The 20,995-nt window shown below is 68.1% G+C and carries 14 protein-coding genes and 4 pseudogenes; 7 read left to right on the top strand and 11 right to left on the bottom strand.

Annotated elements, in window-relative coordinates:
• Positions 1-53: 53 nt before the first annotated feature.
• Positions 54-1,399, bottom strand: a pseudogene (locus LE548_RS34870) (MFS transporter).
• A 223-nt stretch (positions 1,400-1,622) separates the two neighbouring features.
• Here LE548_RS34870 and LE548_RS34865 point away from each other — a divergent pair.
• Positions 1,623-2,596 (top strand): annotated as a pseudogene (locus LE548_RS34865) (tyrosine-type recombinase/integrase).
• Positions 2,597-2,711: 115 nt separating this feature from the next.
• Here the strand turns inward: LE548_RS34865 and LE548_RS34860 are convergent.
• Entirely contained in the window at positions 2,712-3,473 is a 762-nt protein-coding gene (locus LE548_RS34860; RefSeq protein WP_225101033.1) for an SDR family oxidoreductase, read from the bottom strand.
• A 188-nt stretch (positions 3,474-3,661) separates the two neighbouring features.
• Here LE548_RS34860 and LE548_RS34855 point away from each other — a divergent pair, with 188 nt between their 5' ends.
• Positions 3,662-4,534: a helix-turn-helix transcriptional regulator gene (locus tag LE548_RS34855; protein ID WP_225101032.1), complete on the top strand. Its 873-nt coding sequence runs from the start codon at positions 3,662-3,664 to the stop codon at positions 4,532-4,534.
• A gap of 181 nt (positions 4,535-4,715) precedes the next feature.
• Here the strand turns inward: LE548_RS34855 and LE548_RS34850 are convergent, their stop codons facing one another.
• The 3 genes from LE548_RS34850 to LE548_RS34840 all read right to left on the bottom strand — a co-directional run bounded on the left by LE548_RS34850 (position 4,716) and on the right by LE548_RS34840 (position 8,010).
• The gene (locus LE548_RS34850; RefSeq protein ID WP_225101031.1) at positions 4,716-5,624 is read right to left on the bottom strand and encodes a virginiamycin B lyase; all 909 of its coding nucleotides are present in this window, start codon (positions 5,622-5,624) and stop codon (positions 4,716-4,718) included.
• Positions 5,621-6,277 (bottom strand): CatB-related O-acetyltransferase, encoded by a 657-nt coding sequence (locus tag LE548_RS34845; protein WP_225101030.1) that lies wholly within the window; start codon positions 6,275-6,277, stop codon positions 5,621-5,623. The genes LE548_RS34850 and LE548_RS34845 overlap by 4 nt, the downstream gene beginning before the upstream one ends.
• A gap of 263 nt (positions 6,278-6,540) precedes the next feature.
• Positions 6,541-8,010: an MFS transporter gene (locus LE548_RS34840; protein WP_225101029.1), complete on the bottom strand. Its 1,470-nt coding sequence runs from the start codon at positions 8,008-8,010 to the stop codon at positions 6,541-6,543.
• A 149-nt stretch (positions 8,011-8,159) separates the two neighbouring features.
• Here LE548_RS34840 and LE548_RS34835 point away from each other — a divergent pair, with 149 nt between their 5' ends.
• Positions 8,160-8,726, top strand: a complete 567-nt coding sequence (locus LE548_RS34835; protein WP_225101028.1) for a TetR/AcrR family transcriptional regulator — start codon at positions 8,160-8,162, stop codon at positions 8,724-8,726.
• A 105-nt stretch (positions 8,727-8,831) separates the two neighbouring features.
• On the opposite strand, the gene LE548_RS34830 is transcribed toward LE548_RS34835, so the two are convergent.
• Together LE548_RS34830 and LE548_RS34825 are read right to left on the bottom strand one after the other, a co-directional pair.
• Complete coding sequence (locus tag LE548_RS34830; RefSeq protein WP_225101027.1) at positions 8,832-9,299, bottom strand: hypothetical protein; 468 nt, start codon at positions 9,297-9,299, stop codon at positions 8,832-8,834.
• 278 nt (positions 9,300-9,577) lie between these two features.
• The gene (locus LE548_RS34825) at positions 9,578-11,104 is read right to left on the bottom strand and encodes an MFS transporter (protein WP_225101026.1); all 1,527 of its coding nucleotides are present in this window, start codon (positions 11,102-11,104) and stop codon (positions 9,578-9,580) included.
• Between the two features lie 828 nt (positions 11,105-11,932).
• Here LE548_RS34825 and LE548_RS34820 point away from each other — a divergent pair.
• A complete protein-coding gene (locus tag LE548_RS34820; RefSeq protein WP_225101079.1) occupies positions 11,933-13,063 on the top strand; it encodes a cation:proton antiporter in 1,131 nt (376 codons plus the stop codon).
• A 620-nt stretch (positions 13,064-13,683) separates the two neighbouring features.
• Here the strand turns inward: LE548_RS34820 and LE548_RS34815 are convergent.
• Both LE548_RS34815 and LE548_RS34810 read right to left on the bottom strand, forming a co-directional pair.
• Positions 13,684-14,451: a hypothetical protein gene (locus tag LE548_RS34815; protein WP_225101025.1), complete on the bottom strand. Its 768-nt coding sequence runs from the start codon at positions 14,449-14,451 to the stop codon at positions 13,684-13,686.
• Between the two features lie 441 nt (positions 14,452-14,892).
• On the bottom strand, positions 14,893-15,312 hold the full coding sequence (locus LE548_RS34810) for a ribonuclease domain-containing protein (RefSeq protein ID WP_225101024.1): 420 nt from the start codon (positions 15,310-15,312) through the stop codon (positions 14,893-14,895).
• A gap of 623 nt (positions 15,313-15,935) precedes the next feature.
• On the opposite strand from LE548_RS34810, the gene LE548_RS34805 reads away from it, so the two are divergent.
• Positions 15,936-16,967, top strand: a complete 1,032-nt coding sequence (locus LE548_RS34805; RefSeq protein WP_225101023.1) for a S1 family peptidase — start codon at positions 15,936-15,938, stop codon at positions 16,965-16,967.
• A 971-nt stretch (positions 16,968-17,938) separates the two neighbouring features.
• Here LE548_RS34805 and LE548_RS34800 read toward each other — a convergent pair.
• A complete protein-coding gene (locus LE548_RS34800) occupies positions 17,939-18,136 on the bottom strand; it encodes a hypothetical protein (protein WP_225101022.1) in 198 nt (65 codons plus the stop codon).
• Positions 18,137-18,692: 556 nt separating this feature from the next.
• On the opposite strand from LE548_RS34800, the gene LE548_RS34795 reads away from it, so the two are divergent.
• Positions 18,693-19,331, top strand: a complete 639-nt coding sequence (locus LE548_RS34795) for a recombinase family protein (RefSeq protein ID WP_308030974.1) — start codon at positions 18,693-18,695, stop codon at positions 19,329-19,331.
• Positions 19,332-19,396: 65 nt separating this feature from the next.
• Positions 19,397-20,533 (top strand): annotated as a pseudogene (locus LE548_RS34790) (transposase); the annotation flags it as partial.
• Positions 20,534-20,667: 134 nt separating this feature from the next.
• Here LE548_RS34790 and LE548_RS46680 read toward each other — a convergent pair.
• A pseudogene (locus LE548_RS46680) lies at positions 20,668-20,823 on the bottom strand (MFS transporter); the annotation flags it as partial.
• Positions 20,824-20,995 lie beyond the last annotated feature (172 nt).

The following is a 20,995-nucleotide window of genomic DNA, read 5'->3' as shown; positions in this document are numbered from 1 at the left end:
CCGTCCCCGGGCGGCGGTCCGGCAGGCCGCGGCTCCGCGCGGTCCGGAAGGGGTCAGCCCGTGCCCGGGCCCGCCATGCCGGCGAGCGTTTCGAGATCGCTCCTACGCACTCTGAGCACGAGCCAGGCGGTCACGAACCCCAGCGTGGCCATCGCGGCGGCCGGGACGGAGGCGCTGGAGATGCCGTGGGCGAGCACGTCGTGGCCCCAGGGCGCGGGCAGCTGGTGCGTCCTGGCGAAGTGCGCCTTCTGCTCCGGCGAACCGTTGGCAGGGACCTTCGGCAGCTGCTTCTTCGCCTCGTCCTTGCTGGCCGGGAAGACGGTCGGCAGGATGGACAACCCGAACGAACCGCCCACCTGCTGCATCGCGTTGAGCAGACCCGAGGCCGCGCCCGCCTCGTGCTGGGCGACGCCGGACACGGCGGTCACCGTGGCCGTCACGAAGTTCAGGCCCATGCCGAAGCCGAACACCAGCATCGGTCCGAGCCCTCCGCCGAGGTAAGAGCTGTCCGGACGGATGAACGTCTGCCAGACCAGCCCGATCGCCACGAGCGCCGAGCCGGCCATCATGAACGGCTTCGGGCCTGGCTTCGGCAGCAGGGACTGCGACAGGCCCGCGCCGACCACGATCGCGACCGTCACGGGGAAGAAGGCCAGGCCGGCCTTGACGCCGCTGTAGCCGAGGACGTCTTTCGCGTCTCGGTGAGAATGGAGGCGAGCAGCAGGACCACGGCCGCGCCGAGCGAGCTGAGGGTGAGTCCGTCGCGCCAGCCGTTCTCCGCGGCCCGGATGAACCCCTACACCAGCGAGGCCACGCCCACCGTCGAGGCCAGCGCTCCCGTGATGTCGAAGCGCCCCGGATGCCGCTCCGACTCGCTGATGTACAGCGGAGTGAGCGCCGCGATCAGCATGCCGATGGGCACGTTGACGAAGAGCACCCACCGCCGGTCCAGCCAGTCGGTGAGCATGCCACCCGCGAGCAGGCCGATGGCACCGCCGCCCGCGGAGACGGCGGCGAACACACCGAAGGCCCGGTTCCGTTCCGGGCCTTCGGGGAAGGTCGTCGTGATGAGCGCCGGCGACGTGGGCGAGGCTGTCGCGCCGCCCACACCGTGCAGGGCCCGTGCGGCCAGCAGCTGCCAGGGTTCCTGGGCGAGACCGCCCAGCAGCGAGGCGAAGGTGAACAGCAGGATGCCGGTGATGAACATCCGGCGGCGGCCGAGGATGTCTCCGGCCCGCGCTCCGAACAGCAGCAGGCCGCCGAGCGTGAGCGTGTAGGCGCTGACCCCCCAAGTCAGGTCGGTCGTGCTGAATTTGAGCGCAACTTGAATGTGCGGGAGCGCGATGTTCACAATCGTCGCGTCCGGTGGCGTTCCAACGGGCGTTATCAGGTTCCGAATCCGGGCCGGGGCGTGACGGGGGTTGAGGAACATCCGTGTCAGATCGTGCGCTAAGCCCTCGTCGGCCCTGGGGGGTGGCTGACGGGGCGTCGACTCCCGGACCCGTCTGAAGTCGTCCCACCGATAACGCCCCATTATCTGCGGGAGCTTGGTTCGTCACCTGGAGTGATGTTCTCCGGGCCATGCGTGAAGCGGTCCTGTTATCCGTGGCAAGGGGGAAGCGGTGCCCAGCATCGTGCAACTGCCGGCCAGCAAGGAGTTGACCGTCCGCGCGGCGGCCGACGCCTTCCTCGACTCGCTCCGCAATCCGAACACCGTCCGCAGCTACTCGACGGGGGTCGGCAAGACCGCCGAGCGGATCGGAGAGGCACGCCCGCTGGGGTCGGTCGCGGACGACGAGATCGGCGAGGCCCTGGAGCTGCTGTGGGGTACCGCGGCGGTCAACACCTGGAACGCCCGCCGGGCGGCGGTGCTGTCCTGGCTGGCCTGGTGCGCGGAGTACGGCTACGACGCCCCGGCGGTCCCGCCCTGGGCGAAGCGGCTGGCTGTTCCGGACTCCGAGACCCAGGCCCGCTCGAAGATGGCCGTGGACCGGCTCATCGCCCGGCGCGAGGTCCACCTGAGGGAGAAGACGCTGTGGCGGATGCTCTACGAGACCGCCGGGCGGTCCGAGGAGATCCTCGGCGTGAACATCGAGGACCTGGACCTCGCCGCCCGCCGCTGCCCGGTCAAGGCCAAGGGCGCCCGGAGCAAGGCCCGCCGCCGCGGACAGGCCCGCGAGGACTGCGTGCTGGAGACCGTCTACTGGGACGCAGGCACCGCCCGGCTCCTGTCCCGCCTGCTGCGTGGCCGCACCCGCGGACCGGTGTTCGTCACCCACCGCCGCCCAGGCCCGGGGAAGGTCATCAGCCCGCGCGACGTGTGCCCGGACACCGGCCTGGCCCGCCTCTCCTACGGTCAGGCCGGCACCCTCCTCGATGAGCACACCGCCGTACGCGGGCCGGGAACGGGCTGGGACCTGCACGAGTACCGTCACTCCGCCCTGACCCACCTCGGCGAGCAGGGCGCCTCGCGCTGATGCTGATGGCGAAGTCCCGGCACGAGAAGCCGGAGAACGTCCGCCGCTACTTCAAGCCCTCCCCGGAGGCCATCGCCGAACTCACCAGTCTGCTCGCCCCCGGAGACGTCCGCCGCTGAACCGTCGCCGCCCGGCAGGGTGGGTCGCGGGGGCGGGGTTCGAATCCAGGACGTGTGGCTGCCCGTTGGCCGCCCGGGGGCGATGAGCGAGGAGGCTGCCGGCGGGGGAAGGGTGTCATCCTTTGCGGCTGGGGAGCATGGCCAGGGCCTGGGAGCGCTGTGCGACGAGGTCGTCGTAGGTGCCGTCGCGTTCGGCCCAGCGGTGCATGAGGACGCCCTTCACGAGGATTTCGTGAGGGGTGGGGTTCTCCGAGAGCAGGTGCATGACCTCGGTGGCGAAGTCGTCGAGCGGCAGCGCGTGCGGGTTCACCTTTCCCTGACCTGCTGTGGCGACGGCCGGGGGGACGAGCTCGACGACGCCGACACCGGTGCCGTCGAGCTGCGCGCGCAGTGCCTCGGAGTAGGCGTGCACTGCGGCCTTCGAGGCGGCGTAGCTGGGCATGGGCGGAAACGGCAGGAAGGCGATTCCGGAGGTGACGGTGATGAAGGTGCCGGCGCCCCGCTGGACCAGGTGGGGGGTGAAGGCGTCGATGACCCGAATGGTGCCGAGCAGGTTGGTGTCGATCGTCGTCTCTGCCACCTCGAAGTGCGCGGGGTCGCGCAGGTCCTCCAGGAGCATGACCCCCGACATGGTCACCACGGTGTCCAGCTCGGGGTACCGGGCGAGCACGGCGTCACGAAGAGATGTGACGGAGGCACTGTCCGTGACGTCGATACCGAACGTGCCGAAACCTTCCCCGTCGAGTTCCGAGAGTGCCTCTGGGCTACGGCCGCCAACGGCCACGGTGCTGCCCGCTGCGGCGAACCGGCGGGCCAGCTCTCGCCCGATACCCGAGGTTCCGCCGACGATGAGAACGGTGCGGTTGGAGAGATCCACGAGATCTTCCCTTCAGTCCAGGGCGCCGACGGCGTTCAGGCCCGCGGCGCAGACGGTGATGTTCTCTGTCTCTTTCAAATCGGTGTCACCGCAGTCTTGACGGCATTCGCTGGGTGTGGCGGGGCCCCCGTCTTCCCTGGTCCTGCCAGGGCCCCTTTGAGACACGCGCACCGCGTTACGGTGTCGGTATGAAGGATGAGGAATCCGGCAACCGGCTCGGCAGCTACCTCCGTGCCCGGCGTGAGCTGGTCTCCCCGGAGCAGGCAGGACTCCCGCCCGGCGGCAACCGCCGCGTGCCCGGCCTGCGCCGTGAGGAAGTCGCCTTGCTCGCCGGAATCAGTCCCGACTACTACCTGCGCCTGGAACGGGGCCGTGACAAGAACCCCTCACCCCAGGTGCTCGAATCACTCGCGCGCGTCCTGCGGCTCGACGACATCGAGCGGACGTATCTGCTCGGCCTCGCGGCGGCACGCCCCAGGGCGCCACGCCGCAAGCGGCCCGAGCACGTACCGGCGCGGGTGCACGAGCTGCTCGCCCACCTTCAGATCCCCGCGTTCGTCGAAGGGCGCGCGTTCGATGTCCTGGCCTCCAACCCCATGGCCGTCGCGCTCTCCCCCCGGCTGCGGCCCGGCCAGAACCGGCTGCGGTCTCTCCTCCTTGATCCTGAGGAACAAGCCTTCCACCAGGACTGGACGAAAGCCACCGCCGATTTCATCGCCACCCTTCGCACCACCATCGGGGACGACACCGACAACCCCCGGTTCGTCGAGCTCGTCGGAGAACTCGCACTGTCCAGTCAGCGGTTCCGTACCCTGTGGGCCCGCCACGACGTCCGCAGCCTCGACGGAGGCACGACCACGGTCCACCACCCCGTCGTCGGTGAACTACGCCTCCACCGGGACAAACTCCCCATCGACGATGTCATCCTCGTCGTCTACTACCCCGACAAGGACAGCGACAGCGACGAGAAACTGCGGCTCCTCGCCGCACTCTCACGCACCGAGTCCGCCGGCACAGCGCACGACAGGCCGGCGGACATCCCGCACCCGAAGACACCTTGACGAACCCGCGCCGTCCCGGCGTCGCAGCCAGAACGCGCACGCCGCGGGTTCCGTCACCCGCGAGATCGCCCCGGGCCCTGATCCGATGCCCTGATGTTAGGGGGTGGACCCGCGGGTTCGGGGTGAGGTTGCGGGGTCGGTTTCCCGCGCTTCTGTGGTTACTCCTGTGGGGGTGGTTGGTTCAGGCTGTGCTGTCCAGCGGGGCGATGCGGGCGAGTGCGCCGATCTCCAGCGCGGTCCACAGGGCGCCGTCGGGGCCGACGGTGATGCCGTGTGGTTCGGAGTGGGGGGTGGGCAGGTCGTGGATAGTGACGGAGCCGTCGAGGGTGATCGTGCCGACGCGGTTGCCTCCCCATTCGGTGAACCATGCGGTGCCCTGTTCGTCGACGGTGATGGCGTGTGGTCGGGCGGCGCGGTCGGGCAACGGGAACTCGGTGATCTGCCCGTCGGTAGTGATCCGGCCGATCTGCCCGGCGGCGATCTCGACGAACCACAGAGTTCCGTCGCGGCCCGCGGCGATCCCCACCGGCGCTGCGTCCTTTGTCGGCAGAGGATGGAGGGTGATCTCACCGTTCATGTCGATCCGACCGATGGCGTTGGCCTGGTTGAGGGTGAACCACATGCCGTCGTCGCGGCCAGTGGTGATCGCTGAAGGAAACGCGCCGGTGGCGGGCAGCGGAAACTGGGTGAGGTGGCCGTCAACGGTGATGCGGCCGATGCGGTCGGCGGCGGTCTGGGTGAACCACAGCGCGCCGTCGGGTCCCGCCGCGATGCCGAACGGTCCGCAACCGGGGGTGGGCACGTCGAATTCGTCGATGACGCCGTCGGTGGTGATTCGCCCGATCCGGTCCGCCCGGTATTCGGTGAACCACAGCGCACCCTCGGGGCCGGGTGTGATGACGGTCGGCCCGCTGTCGAGGTCGAGTCGGTGGCTGGTGGGCTCCTCGCCGGGGACGAGGCGGCCGATCCGGCCGCTGTGGACGAGGGTGAACCACAGGGCGCCGTCGGGTCCCGTGGTGAGGGCGTAGGGTCCGGCTGCCTGGTCGGCCACTGTGTGCTCTTCGATGGATATCTGGGGTACGTGGTTCAAAGGGACTTCCCCAAATTGTGCTCGGTGGCGATGCGTTCGATGTCGGCCGGGGTTCCGGCCATGATGGTGCGGGCGTGTTCGGTGACCAGGTCGGCGGGCCAGCCCCACCACGCGGCGCGCTGCAGCCGCTCGATGTCGGCGTCGGTGAAGCGTTGCCGGATCGGTCTGGCCGGGTTGCCGCCGACGATCGTGTAGGGCGGGACGTCGGCGGTGACCATGGCGCCGGCCGCGATGATGGCGCCGTCGCCGATCCGTATGCCGGGCATGACGGTCGCCCGGTACCCGAACCAGACGTCGTTGCCGATCACCGTGTCGCCGCGGCTGGGCATGGCGGTGACGATGTCCAGCGTCTGCTCGGCCCACCGGCCGCCGAACATGGTGAACGGGTACGTTGAGACGCCCATGGTCGGGTGCTCGGCGCCGGCCATCAGGAAGGTGGTTCCAGTGGCGATCGCGCAGTACTTGCCGATGGTGAGGCGCTCCGGCCCGTAGGCGTAGAGGACGTTGCGGTGCTCGAAGTCCGTGGCGCCGTCCGGGTCGTCGTAGTAGGTGTACTCGCCCACGGTGATGTTCGGTGAGGTGACCAGCGGGTTGAGGAACACCACGCGGTCGTGGGCGGGCAGCGGGTGCACGGTGGTCGGGTCAGGGGACAAGGTTTCGGGGTCCTTTGCGTGGTTGCGGGATGTCGCACGGCCCTGGTGGGGGCGTCGCCGGGCCGGGGCCGGATCACCATGGGACGGTGGGGCTTGAGGTGTTCTCGGGGCTGGGCGATTGACCCACTCGACGAACCGGAGCGTCACGTCGCTGGGGTCGGTGGCCTGGAAGTAGCGTTCGTTCAGGGGTCCTCGGCAGCGGCATGGTGATGTCGACGCCCTCGGCGCGCAGCCGCTTCTCCCGGCCAAGGCGGTTGTCATCGTCAACGGCTGTTCGCGGATGCCTCGTTCGAGGTGGCGACCGCACCTGGATCGGTGGAACGTTGCGGCGCCGCGGAGACTTCCGCGGGCTTGGACCTCGCCAGCCGCAGGCCGGTGAACACGGCCGTGGCCAATGTGACGGCGCCGGCAACGAGGAAGGCGCTGTTGAGGCCGGTCTCGAAGGAGGCGCCGCCGGATTGCCGGGTGCGGACGATGGCTCCGAGCACCGCCACGCCGAGCACCGCACCGATCTGCCGGGTGGTGCTGCTGATGCCTGAGGCGAGGCCGCCTTCCTGCGGGCTGACTGCTTGGATGGCGGCGCCTGTCAGTGGGGACAGGGCCAGTGCGAAGCCGATGCCGGCGAGCCCCAGCCGCCACCACACGTTCCCGTAGCCGGTGTCGGCGTGCACCATGCCGAGCGCCAGCAGCCCCAGGCCGGCCAGGCCCAGGCCGGTGGTGACCACGATTCGGAAGCCGTACCGGGCGGCGAGTCGGCCCGCGTACGGGCTGACGATCACCATGGCGAGGGATACCGGCAGGGTCTGCAGGCCGGCCCGCAGGATAGAGCTGCCCTGGACGTACACGAAGAACTGGGAGAAGAAGAACGACGAGCCCATGAGCGCGAATCCCACCACGACCATGGCGGTGTTGGACACGGTGAACAGGCGCTGCCGGAACAGCCGCAGCGGCAGCATCGGAGCGGAACGACGGGCTTCGACGGCGACGAAGGCGGCGAGGAGGATCACCGCGGCGGCGAAGCTGCCCAGGATGACCGGTGAGGTCCAGCCGCGGGCACCTCCCTCGATCAGCCCGTAGGTCAGTACCCCCACCGCCAGAACGGACAGCACCGTTCCCGGGATGTCGATCGCGGGAGCGCTCGGGTTGCGGGACTCGCCGAGGTGGCGCAGGCCGACCAGCAGCAGGACCACGCCGATGGGCAGATTGACCAGGAAGATGGCGGGCCAGCCGAAGGCTTGTGTCAGCACGCCGCCGGACACAGGGCCCGCGGCCAGACCGATTCCGCTGAGTCCGGCCCACAGCCCGATCGCCTTGATTCGTTCTTGCGGCACGGGATAGGCGGCGGCGAGCAGGGCGAGCGAGGCAGGGCTCAGCGCCGCGGCCCCGATGCCCTGCAGCACCCGGCCGGCGAGCAGCCAGCCGAGCGAGGGCGCGAGGCTGCACAGCAGCGACGCGGCGGTGAACACCGCCACGCCGGTCAGGTACACCCGCTTGCGGCCGAAACGGTCGGCGAAGACACCGCCGGACAACAGCAGCATGGCGACCAGCAGTACGTACGCGTCGACGATCCATTGCAGTCCGGTCAGCTGAGTGTGCAGCCGGTGCTGCATATCGGGCAGTGCCGCTCCGACGATCGTGTTGTCGAGCAGGACCATGAATTGGCCCAGGCAGGTCACCGTGAGCAGCACGGCCCGGTTCGATCGACTGCCTGCGGTCGCATGCGATGCAGCCATGGGATCCCCCTCAATCGTTAGTCGCGCCCGGCCGCGGTCGTCATGGGTGGTGTCACACCGAGCGGCCTAAAGCAGTCTGTGACTGCGTTAGGCGACTATAGGAAGGGTGTCCTGTAAACGCAAGTCGTGACTGCGTTAAGGTGGGATGCATGAACGAGCGACAGCGAGCCCGACGGCCCGGCGGACGCAGCGCCCGCGTCGGCGAGCAGGTGCACCAGGCCGTCACCGAACTGATCAGTGAGCGCGGCTACGGCAACTTCACCGTCGGCGAGGTCGCGGCCCGCGCAGGCGTAGCCGACAGCAGCATCTACCGCCGGTGGGGCAACCTGGAAACCCTGCTCACCGACGTGGCGCTCACCCGCCTCAACACGCAGTCGCCAATGCCCGACACCGGGAGCCTCGCCGGCGACCTGCGCACCTACGCGGCCCAAGTGGCCCGCGAGATCACGGGACCCGACGGCCTGTTGTTGGTGCGCCTTGCCGTCGCCCTGTCGAGCATCGGCCAGCAGGGCCTGCAGGCGCGTGACGACCTCCGCGACGAACGCACCCGGCAACTGCAGTCCATGCTCGATCGCGCCCGCGACCGTGGCGAGCCCGCACTCGACGCGTTCGACGTGCTGGACCACATCCTGGCCCCGATGTATATCCGCGTCTTGTTCGGCATGGTCCCGCTCACCCCGGACTACATCGACGGGCTGGTCGACCGGTTGCTGTGACCTCAACCCGGTTCCCGCGCTCAGCCCTGGGATGCGGTGCCAGGGCTCCGCAAGGTGCTCGCCGACACATGCCCTGCCAGCTCTGGCATCCGGCCCTTGGCCGGCTCACGCGACCTGGCTGATTCCGTCGGCCGGCGGGCCGTCGCAGCGGATCAGAGTGAAGTCGACGTCCAAGTGTGGGTCGTAGGCGTCGGATTCGGCAGCGGCCATCCGGACTCCGACCCGGCCGGTCATCCGGTGCAGTTCGACCTTGTGCCTCAACTCCAGGAACGCGAAGTACGTGGTCAGCGCCTGCGACCGGGCAAGCCGAGTGCCGCTGGGCGAGTTCCGTAGCGTCTTCCCGAAGTAGGCGTCCGCGTCGGAGGGCTCCATGTCCCACAGCGGCCGACCGAACCACGTACGCACCTGTTCCAGGTGACCGACGTCCCCGCGGATGGTGCCGTCCGTCAGTCCAGCCGACGCCCGCGCGAGCACGAACCCGGCCAGCGCATCGCTCTCGAACTGCTCCAGCTCCTCCGCCGAGACCGGGGTCCGCACGTCGCGGAGGTCCCGCACGACCGCCAGTGCCGCCAACCCGAGCCCCCTCACCTTTACCCGGACCGCAGATCGGTCGGACGAGATGAGAACGCTTCAAGAATCCCGAAATTACGTCACCTGGCGGGAGAGCACACGAAGGAGGAGGAACCCTCTGGCCACGGGGCTGGGGACTCAGCAGGGCTCAGGGCAACTCACGGGATGTCGAACAGACGGCGGGAACGCATGGTCAGAGGTCGCCGCACGGCGTCCGTAAGCCGGTGTGCCCGTGGAGGGCGGGGCGGTTACGGACGCCGTGATCGGGGGGACGTACGGGGTTACACGGCCGGGGCGCCGCTCGTGCCGCTGAGGGCTTGCAAGTCGCTCTTGCGGACGCGTATGACGACCGCAGCGATGACGAACGCCAGGACGGCCATGGCGGCGGCCGGGATGAAGGCAGTGGAGATCCCCTGGGCGAGGACTTCGTGGCTCCACGGGGCCGGCAGTTGGTGGGACTTGGCGAACGCGGTCTTCTGCTCCGGCGTGGCCCGGGCCATGAACGACGAGACTTGCTTGGTGGCCTCGTCGCGGCTGGCCGAGCCGAAGACGGTGGTGAGGATGGACAGCCCGAGTGAACCGCCCACCTGCTGCGTCGCGTTGAGAAGCGCGGAGGCCGCGCCCGCCTCGTGGGGGGCGACGCCGGATACGGCGGTGACGGTGACGGTGACGAAGTTGAGTCCCATGCCGAAGCCGAAGACCAGCATCGGGCCGAGCACCCCGCCGAGGTACGAGCTGCCCGAGTCGACCAGGGACTGCCAGGCCAGGCCGATGGCGACGAGGATGGTTCCGGTCATCAGGAACGGCTTGGGGCCGAGCACCGGCAGCAGCCGCTGTGATAGTCCCGCGCCCACCGCGATGACCACGGTGACGGGCAGGAAGGCCAGGCCGGCGCGGGTGGGGGAGTAGCCCAGCACGTTCTGCACGAAGATCACGATGTAGAAGAACATGCCGAACATCGCTGCCGCGAGGCTGATCATGATCACGTACGTGCCCGAGCGGTTGCGGTCGGCGAACATCCGCAGGGGGGTGATCGGTTCCTTGGCGCGGCTTTCGACGAACATGAAGGCGGCGAGCAGCACCACGGCCGCACCGAACGCGCCGAGCGTCAGCGAGTCCCGCCAGCCGTCGGATGCCGCCCTGATGAACCCGTAGACCAGGGCGACCATGCCGAGCGTCGAGGTGAGGGCGCCGGTGAGGTCGAAGCGGCCGGGGTGGCGCTCGGACTCGTTGATGTAGCGCGGTGCGAGTGCCGCGATGAGGATGCCGATGGGTACGTTGACGAAGAGCACCCAGCGCCAGTCGAGCCAGTCGGTGAGCAGTCCGCCGGCCAGGAGTCCGATGGCGCCGCCTCCCGCTGAGACGGCCGCGAAGATGCCGAATGCCCTGTTGCGTTCGGGGCCTTCGGGAAACGTGGTGGTGATGAGCGCAAGCGAGGTGGGTGATGCGATCGCACCGCCCATTCCTTGCAGGACTCGTGCGGCCAGCAGCTGCCAGGGTTCCTGGGCGAGACCTCCGAGCAGCGAAGCGAAGGTGAACAGCAGGATGCCGGCGATGAAGACCCTGCGGCGTCCGAGGATGTCCCCGGCCCGTCCGCCGAGCAGCAGCAGGCCGCCGAAAGTGAGGGTGTAGGCGCTGACCACCCAGGTCAGGTTGGTCGTGGAGAAGTTCAGCGCGGTCTGGATGTGGGGCAGGGCAATGTTGACGATCGTGGAATCGAGCACCACCATCAGCTGGCACGCGGCGATGACCAGGAGCGCGATGCCTGGGTGTGACGGGCGTGATGCCGGACCCGGTGGCGCGGGCACGGGTGACTGTGTTTGTAGCTGATCGTGCGTCACAGAGTGTCCCCCAGAGGCGAATTAGTGAACGTATGCGTTCACTACTCGCGACGATAGCGAGTCGTCCTTCGTGAACGCAACCGTTCCCTAAAGGGGTTGACTTCGAAGTGGCGCCGCGGGTTGAGAGGGTCGGTGGGCCCAGTTGCCCTGGCAACCGCCGCGGCGGCCACGGCGCGGACGCCGCCCGTCGTGCGCCGCAGGTAGGCGTTGTGCGCCGTTCATCAGCGGATATCGACCTGGCTGCCCTAGGGATGGGGTTTCGCCGAGTGGTGTACGGGTGCCTCCTCGGGGGTGGTCTCCGCCTCTGTTCCTTCGGCCGCAGTGGGCTCCTGCTCGGTGTCGCTCCTGTGCTCACCGCCTTCCCGTACTGCCAGGCAGGAAGAGGCTCAGGTGTCGCCTGGTCGGACGACTGTCATGATGCGGAATCCATTACCTCTGATGTCACGTGAGGGTTATGGCGAGGCCGCCAGGAACGCTCCGGAAACGTGCCGTAGGCCGCTGCGATCCCCCCGCAGGCGGGCGGCGGGGTCAGGCGCGGCGACGAACGCGGCGGCTCGGGGCTGGCTGCCCGGCGACCATCCCCCCACGTCGTCAGCGAGAGCCTGCGCGGTGCGTGGCCCGAGGGGCGAACAGGGCACCCCGCCCCATCGTGATCCGGTTGACGACTACGGGCCGCGTGCGTCGGGACAGGAATCCCCAGCCACTGGGGGGACGATACTGGCCGGACGCGGCAGGCTGTCCGGGGTCTGCCGGTGGGCGTGTCAGAGGTGCGACGTGAATTTTGCGACGTTGGCGGTGATCTCGCTGGCGGCGCTGCTCGGCCCGCTGCTTGCGCTTCCGCAGCGCTGGCACGTGCCCGTCGTGGTCGGGGAGCTGGCCGCAGGGGTGGTCCTCGGGCCGAGCGCCGTCGGCTATCTGCGGCCCGGAAACGAGACCTTCGCCTTTCTGGCGGACATCGGATTCGCGCTGGTGATGTTCGTCGCCGGGTCGCACGTCCCGGTCCGGGATCCCGGCATGCGTGCCGGACTGCGGATCGGCGCCCTTCGCGCGCTCCTCGTGGCCGTGCTGGCCGCGCCGCTTGCCCTCGGGACCGCCGCGCTGTTCGGTACCGGGCATGCCGCCTTGTACACGGTGCTGCTGGCTTCGTCATCGGCCGCGCTGATCCTGCCGGCGATCGACTCGCTGCAGCTGCAGGGCACGCCGGTGCTGGAGCTGCTGCCGCAGGTGGCACTCTCGGACACCGTCTGCATCGTGGCGCTGCCCCTGGTCATCGAGGCGCAGCGGGCCGGGCGCGCGGCGCTGGGGGCGCTGGCCCTGACGGTGTGTGCGGCCGTGTGCTTCGTGATCTTGCGTCACTTTGAGCGGACAGGAAGCCGGCGGCGCCTGCACCGGCTGTCACAAGATCGCAAGTGGGCCCTTGAACTGCGCATCAGCCTGACGATCGTCTTCGCTCTCGCGGCTGTGGCGGTGCGCACGCACGTCTCGATCATGCTGGCGGGGTTCTGCTTCGGGCTCGTGGTGGCGGCCATCGGAGAACCGCGGCGGCTGGCCCGCCAGCTCTTCGCGGTAACGGAGGGATTCTTCAGCCCGCTGTTCTTCCTGTGGCTCGGTGCCTCGCTCGACCTGCGCCAGCTCGGCCGGCATCCCTCGTTCATCCTGCTCGGGCTGGTACTGGGGACTGCCGCGGTCGTGGTCCACGCCGCGATGCGACTGACCGGCCAGCCCGCCTCGCTCGGCACGCTGTGCGCGGCGCAACTGGGCGTGCCTGTGGCCGCCGCGACACTCGGCTCTCAACTGCACGTGCTCAAACCCGGCGAAGCTGCCGCACTGATGCTCGCAGCGCTGGTGACCATCGCGGCGGCGGGGGGCGCGGGCCGCCTGGCCGCCCGCGCCGCGCCGACGAACGCCCCGGCCACGAACCAGTAGCCCAGTGCCGATGCGGTCAGGGTCCGAGGCCGACCAATGATGACAAGCGCCACCGTGCGGGCGGGGCTTTGGCTCAGGTCAGCGTAAGGGTGACGAAGAGCACTCCGGGTGGCCCCCGCCCCCAGGGCTGATGCGCTCTCGGTCCATCACACCGAGGGCAACTTCACGTTCAGATCGGACGCCTCCCGGTGCTCTTCGAGATGCGAGCTGCAGGGAGTGGTGCCAACAAACAAACTGAGTCTCCGCCAACCTGACGTCGCAGGTCAAAGGGCTGTTGTGGCTGGTGCTCCGGGTGCTCGCGCTGGTCGTGGGCAGCAGTCTGCGGAGTAGATCGTCTGTCAGCGGTTGACTCCGAGGTTCGTCAGGACATGTAAGGCGTGCAGGCGGGCCAAGCGGTGGTTGTGGCGGGCGGCGATGCCGTGGGTCCGGCCGGACCGGGCGGCGGAGATCCAGATCAGGCGCCTCTCGCGTCGTGCCTGGACCACCGCGGCCGTGCCAAACTCAAGGCATACGAGGCCGTCGCGAGGCGCTACGACAAACGTGGTTCCGTCGCCCTCCGCACGGGCACCGTCGCATCCCTGGTCATCTGGCTCCCGTTCGTGATCGCCCGGGGAGGCTCTCTAGCTCCTCATGCTCTGCGTAATTCGCAGGAACTCGGCGTCAGTCATGGACGGGTCGTCGGTCCAGACGGTGATGGTGTACCCGTTCTGCGTCCACACTGCCGTCCACGACGGGTCTGACGTCTTCTGAAGCCGGCCAGCATGACCGGCGAAGGACATCGGAGTCCCCTCTGCGGGTGTGGTCTCACCAGCGTCCGCCGTGATACTCAGGGCGCCGGCCTGCCCCCCCTTGCCCGGTTTGCGTTCATAGGTGCAGGTCCACGTGGCTTTGCTGCTCACCGGGTTCGGCAGTCCCAGGGGGTTATTGGGGCCGATGGTCTTATCTGCAGGCGCGAAGCCGGACGGCAGATATCGGGGGTAGGGGAAGTGAGTGTCGTCGAAGGTGATGATGCCATCGCCGGTGACACCGTCGGTGATTTTCCTGTCGCCCACGGGCTTGTCGAGGGAGGTGCTGATCAGGCCGCCATGCGGGTTGTGGCACGAATCACTGGATTGACGCTGACCATGCCATTTGCGCTTTTCTGTCAGCGCGATGCCGTGGGCAGACTCGTGAGCTTGGAGATCGGGCTTGTTCTCGCAGTCCATCCAGGATGTGACGGTGGTGAGGGTGCGCCCGTGGTTGCTTACGAATACGTCGCTGTTTACAGACCCGTCGTCGGTGTGCACTCTGTCCACAGCCATCCAGCCGGTCACGGCTGCCGCTAGACAGATCAACCCGGAACCGGCCCAGATGATCCGGCGGAAACGGCGGGGGTTCTTCAAGGGCACGGTCCCGTACTCCGTAGTCTTCCGGCGGATGGCTGACGCCAAGCCTGCCACGGCGGAACCGAAGAGAAACAGAGGCGGGGGGCGTGCTGGGCCCCCGCCGTGATGTCAACTGGTGACGAGGGTCCAGTTCATGTCCTGGAGCGTCACAGGTCCGGGACCCGGGCGTTCATGCCGTAAGACGCGGTGTGAGCTAGGCAATCACTTGACACTGCAGCCGAGTTGACATGGACGGACTCGGAGGCGTGTAACAACGACATGAGGGCCTCCCGGCGCTGCTCGGTTGGATTCTTACCCCGAACTACCGAGAGGCCCTGTCTTCAGGTATGTACAACGGGAAAATCACCCGGTGGGAGATCAGTTCGGTCCGCACGTTCCGTGATCGGATACGGCTTCTCGGCCCGGTGCATTCACCCGCATGTACGAGCAGGTCCTGTTGGAGTGTCAGAGCTGGTAGAAGTCGGTGTAGTGGTTGGGGGAGTACCAGACCGCGCCGGTATTGGAGTCGACGACGATGCGGTAGGCGTCCCGGTGGGCGCCGCAGGTGCGGGGGTAGACGTCGTACTCGTAGAAGGTGTCACCGGAGGGCAGCTGCCCGTCGTTGTTGTAGAACTCGCCGCCTGCGTAGCTGCACTGGCCGTCCGGCCAGTCGACCCAGCCCCGGGTGGTCGGGTAGCCGAGGTCGGACCAGGTCTGGTTGGCCGAGGCTGCGTCGGAGCATCCGGCGATGTTGCAGGAGCTGTAGACCGCCGCGTTGGCGGCGGGGCTGTTGATCGCGGACACGCTGAGCACGGACGCGATGGCGGCGAGCAGCACCGCGAATCGCTTGGCCCAGGACAGCTGGGGGCGTCGCAGAGTCAGCAAGGAATCCTCCAAGTGATGTGTGGGGGGAAGTTGATGCCGTACAGAATGACGCGCGTAGACATGCTCCTGTCAACATCAAGCGGGTGAAGTTTCCCGGGAGTTCACAGAGGCATCTCAAGGGCGCCCACCCTGGTCGTCTCACTGTCACCGGCCGCCCCTTGGATCCCGTCGCGCAGTTGCAGGGGCTGCCGCCCGGCTCGCCTTCGAACGGCGGGCTCGGCGTCAGAACCTGGCGGCGTCGACGGTTTCGGCTTCATCCCGTTCCGCCTCCGATCCGCGGGGGCCTGGTGTGCGGGCGGGATCTCGCTGCGTGCGCCGGCCTCGCCAGGCACCTTCTGGTGCCCGCACTCCGGATTCGGATGGACGGATAGCGGTGTGAATGAAGTGTGCTCCAGGCGTGAAATTCTGTTCGCGGGGCGAGAGTTCGGCCTTGTGCATGGGTGGGGCTGGTGCGAATACTGAGCCTCTTGGCATGGACGTGACATCCCGCTGCTGTGGGTGACTCATCCGTGCCAGGTATGTCACACCTACCTCCCGGGCCTACGTGACTCCCCAACGTCATGGCCCATCCCCCCACGAGAGGCAGTCAGTTGAAGCACCACCGCATACGCCACCGCCGTACGATGCTGGCCGGCGCTGGCGCACTCGCGCTCGCCGCCACCGCGAGCCTCACCCTCACCAACGCCCAGGCCGCCCCGGCGTCCTCGGCGGCCAGACTCTCCCCGGCCGCCGCGACCACCCTGGCGTCCCAGCTCACGACCGGCACGGCCGGCGCGTTCTACGACGCCAGGGCCCAGAAACTGGTCGTCAACGTGGTGGACGAGACGTCCGCCGCGGCGGTCCGGGCCAAGGGCGCCCAGGCCAGGATCGTCCGGCATTCGATGGCGCAGCTCGACGCGGCCCGGCAGACCCTGAAGGCCAAGGCGACCATCCCGGGCACCGCCTGGGCCATGGATCCCAGGGCCAACAAGGTCGTGGTGACGGCCGACCGCACGGTCACCGGCGCCAAGCTGGACCGGCTCACCAAGGTCGCCAAGAGCCTCGGCGACGCCGTCGAAATCCACTACACCAAGAGTGAGTTCAAGCCCCTCATCGCCGGCGGCGACGCGATCTGGGGCAGCAGCGCCCGCTGCTCGCTCGGCTTCAACGTGGTCAAGGACGGCCAGCCGTACTTCCTGACCGCCGGCCACTGCGGCAACGACATCAAGGACTGGTCCGACCAGCAGGGCGGCCAGACGATCGCCACCACCGAGCAGTCCACGTTCCCGGGCAACGACTACTCGATCGCCAAGTACACGGACAACACCGACCACCCCAGCGAGGTCGACCTCTACAACGGCAGCACCCAGAAGATCACCAAGGCCGCGGACGCCGTCGTCGGCGAGAAGGTGCAGCGCAGCGGCAGCACCACCCAGGTCCACGACGGCACCGTCACCGCACTGAACGCCAGCATCAACTACCAGGAAGGCACCGTCAGCGGACTGATCCAGACCGACGTCTGCGCCGAGCCCGGCGACAGCGGCGGCGCCCTCTTCGACGGAGACAGCGCCCTCGGCCTCACCTCCGGCGGCAGCGGCGACTGCACCAACGGCGGCCAGACTTTCTTCCAGCCCGTCCCTGCCGCCCTTGCAGCGTACGGGGCACAGATCGGCTGATCCCCGGGCCGAACAGCCCCGCCCAACGGCATGAACCGGCCCCCGGCACTCTCGTCCGGGGGCCGGCGTCGGTGGCGGCCAGCCGCCTCCCGGCGAAACGTACCTTTCGCGGCGCCCGTCCCACTGCCCGCCGACCCGGGACGGCGCCGGGGTGGCGCGCGGCGCGCCCCACGCAGTCACACAGACCGACCGATCCCGCGTCTCCCGTCCATCCGCTTGTCGGACGGACGGTTGATGCACCGTCAGTGACCCCGTCTTTCGGCCGTCGCCGAGATGTGGCGCAGCACATGCCTCGCGGGTTCCTGCCAGGGCGTAGAGACGGTCAGGTTTCAGGCGGCACGCGGGAGCTCGTGAAGGGGCGCATGCGCGGGTGCGTGGCAAGGATGGGCCGTACCAGGAGCGCTCGGCGCCGAGGCCGGAAGGTGCTCGAACCGGCCCTCGTCCGGGCCGAATCGGAAACGCCACCGGACCGTTTGCGCTTCCATGTGGCCTCGGACACATTCAGGCAGGTCAAAAGGGGTTTTCGTGAGGCGGTGAGGCTGCAGCCGCGGGTCCGCAGCACGATCCGTGTTTTGCCAGCGAGCCGGGTCAATGGGGTCGCCTGAATGTGCTTTGGCCTGCAGGAATGTGTCAACGGGAGTGTAGGATCCGGCGCGACGATCGCTACGCTGCTCGAAAAGAGCAATGGTCAAAAGACTGTGTGCGTTTTTGGCAGGTACGTAAAAACTCCTGACCTGCATTTCTGCAGGTCAGGAGCTCTTCCCGGAGTGCCCCCGGCAGGTTTCGAACCTGGGCACACGGCTCCGGAGGGCGCTTCGCTGCTGAGGATTCTTGCAGGTTACGGGCCCATGGTTCCGCTTACGCAGAGTCCCCGTCCACGAATGGTCCACGAGCAGGAGCCGGGTTAGCACGGCGTATCCCGCCTGAGCAGCGGGTGCGGTCATGGAGGGTCGCACCATCCCGCAGACGGGTTACTCAGGACTGCTGTTGGACCTGACGCTCTCCGGGATCTCGCGAAGGACGGCGAGCATTCGAGTGCGGGTCAGAGCCCAATCATTGGCTTCTTGCGAGCCGATCGCGTAGTCGAGGCCGACGGCCTTGGCATGCTCCAACGGCCCATCCAGCTCCGTCTGTTCGGTAACGCCGTCGTCCGCGCTCAAGCTGCTCATGTCCTGGACACTTCCTGCCACCGAGCCCGGGCTGCGGGGCGGTTTCGGGCGCTGACGTCACCCCAGGCGGAGGACGATGATGGGGTCGAGCCGGACGTCAATCCCTTGGCAGAACAAGGACCGTGGCCCGCGCGCCGATCCAGAGCACCAGGGTGCTCCGGCAGATCACCATCTGGATTCGAACACCGCCTCGGCCGAGCAAATGGAGTCCGGCTTGGGCAGCCACACGCCGATCGCGGAGGCAGGACGCGTCACAGCGCGGTGGGCCGTGGCCCATTGGAGCCGCACCGAGCGCCTCCGCTTCGCGCGGCTCCTGTTTGGCAACGCCCTGCGGGAAGACGGCGAGTAGGGCCCGAAGAACGGTAAATGGCCTGGTCAGAGGACGGGGCGCTCTTACGAGAGCAGAGCTATGCTGCCCGTCCGCCCGGGATCCCGGCTGCGGTGCAGCGCGCCGGGATCCCGCTCTTCCTGAAGAACTGGGACGAAGATGACGCACCTTGTCAGGGACAGTGCCGGAATCGTTTCCCGCGAGTCCCCCGCTCCACCGCTACGAGCCGTGGACTACCTGCGGGTGTCCACCGAGGAACAGGCCAAGGGCTACGGCATTGCCTATACCGGAAAGAAGACGGCCAAGTACATCGAGGCGAAGGGCTGGTTACACGTCGGCACCTACGCCGATGAAGGCTTCAGCGGGAGCCTGGAGGCGCACAAGCGGAAGGACCTCAGCCGCCTGATGAGGGACGCCCGTACCGAACCCCGCCCGTTCGATGTGGTCGCGGTCTACGAAGAGCGGGCCATCGGACGCCGAGGACGGGCATTCTGGCCGTGGGTGTGGGAGCTGGAAGACCTCGGTGTCTTCGTGGCCGTCGTGAAGGACGACTACGACAACACCACTCCGGCGGGCCGCTCGAAGATGCGCAAGGGCGCCGACTATGCGGAGGACGAGCGCGAGAAGATCCGGGACCGCACACAGGGGGGGGTCTTCAGGAGAAGGCGGAAGAAGGCGGCTACACCGGTGGGACGGTGCCCTTCGGCTGGCGGATTCAGGACCAGGGAAAGAAAGGTGAGAGCCGACTGGTACTCGACGTGTACGAGGAGGACGTCGCTGCCAAGGGTGAAGCGATCACCCTGCGGCGTGCCCGTCACCTCCTGGTGCACGAGGGCAAGAACTGGACTCAGGCCGCGGTCGTTCTGAACTCGGAAGGGCTGCTGACACGCTCGGGAGCCCCCTGGTCCAGGGAGAATCTCCGGGCGCGCGTGATGTCCCGCGCGGTACTCGAAGGGGTGCAGGTGTTCAGGGACCCGCATTCCAAGGACGCGCGATCCGGGCGTGGCACCAAGCTCGACAGGGACGGCACACCCGTCTTCGGGGCCACGGTCGTCATCAAGCTGGACGAGGTGTTCACGGAGGATGAAGTCCGCGAGTTGAAAGAGGCGGCAGCCCGGATCGGCGCGCAGCGGGCAGCGCGTGAGGGCTCGCGCGTGTATCCGCTGTCCAAGCGGATCGTGAGCCGATGCGGGGCCCACTACGTCGGACAGATCCAGACCGTCACAGGAAGGCGCAAGTACATCTGCTCGGGCAAGCAGCCCCGCCAGGCAGGGGGCCCGGTGTGCGGCTGCAGTCAGATCGACGCGGAGCGGATCGAGCGGCAGGTGTGGCAGCGCGTCAGCCGACTCCTCAAGGACCCGGACGCGTTGATCGATCTGGCTCGGGAATGGGCCGATGTCACGCTCGGCGCCCGAAGCGGGCACGCTAACCGTATCGAGGAACTCGACGCCCAGATCGCTGTCCAGGAGAGGGCGATCGCCACAGTGATGTCCACCACAGCAATCCAGGCCGCGCAGCAAGGGCTGGATCAGGACGCCGCGACCCAGATGGTGACCCAGGCCACCGGCCCCATGAATGCCGAACTCGGTCAGCTGCGCAAACTCCGAGAAGAAGCCGTCGCATGGCAGCGCCAGAGCGAGGCCGCCGAGCGCCGGGCGAGGGACCTCTATGCCCTTGCCGAACGAGCCCGTGCCCAGATGCCGTACATGAACGATGCGGAACGGGCGGACGTCATCGATCTCATCGATCTCAAAGTCACACTTCAGGGACCCGTCCCGGTACGCAAGGGTCATGCGGGTTGTGCTGTGGGCGCGTGGTTCAAAGAGCGCGGCCTGCTCATTCCCGTCGAGGTTCCCGACGCGGCGTGGACGGTCATCCAGCCGCTTGTCACGAAGACCGGCAGGGGAGCGGGGAAGTCCACCGACCTCCCGGCCCGTGACGCCGTCGAAGCGATCTTGTGGAAAGCGCGGACTGCGAGGACGTGGAACGAGGCCGCTTCCCGTCTGACTCATGGAGTGGGAAAGTCCCTCATGAGCCGCTGGACCCGCTGGAACACGGACGGGACCTGGGAGCGCATGATGCGGACCCTGACGGAGTCTCTGGCGATTCCAGCCGTTCCGGTGCCCGAACCATCGAAAGAGCCGCCGTTGCCTGACATGCTGATCGAGGGCGTGGTCGATCCTCGCTTGTTTCACACGGACGATGACGATGACAGGGACGGTGAAACGCGCGTTGCAACGGTCGCGTCGAGTGCCACCATGAGTTGGCAGGCCGCGATGACGGTGAGTGCGATGCCGGGATGCCCCTCCCGGCGGGCCACGCCCGGATTTGGATCCTGAAGCAGCTGAGAGGTCGTCACTATGGGTCCCCCGCAAAGGCGTTAGTGAACGATTGCGTTCACTTTCGGCTCCACGGTAGTGAGTCCCCAACAGTGAACGCAAGCGTTCACTTAATCGGGTGCGCCGCCTCGCGTCCCCCTGTTGCTGCGGCGTGGCGCCCTTCGCCCCGGAATCCCCGCTTCCCATGCACGT

Origin of the sequence: Streptomyces sp. CoH27 (assembly GCF_020181035.1) — a bacterium.
Taxonomy (GTDB): domain Bacteria; phylum Actinomycetota; class Actinomycetes; order Streptomycetales; family Streptomycetaceae; genus Streptomyces; species Streptomyces camelliae.
The sequence above is the reverse complement of the archived record's forward strand: the minus strand, read 5'-3'. Positions and strand labels throughout refer to the sequence as shown.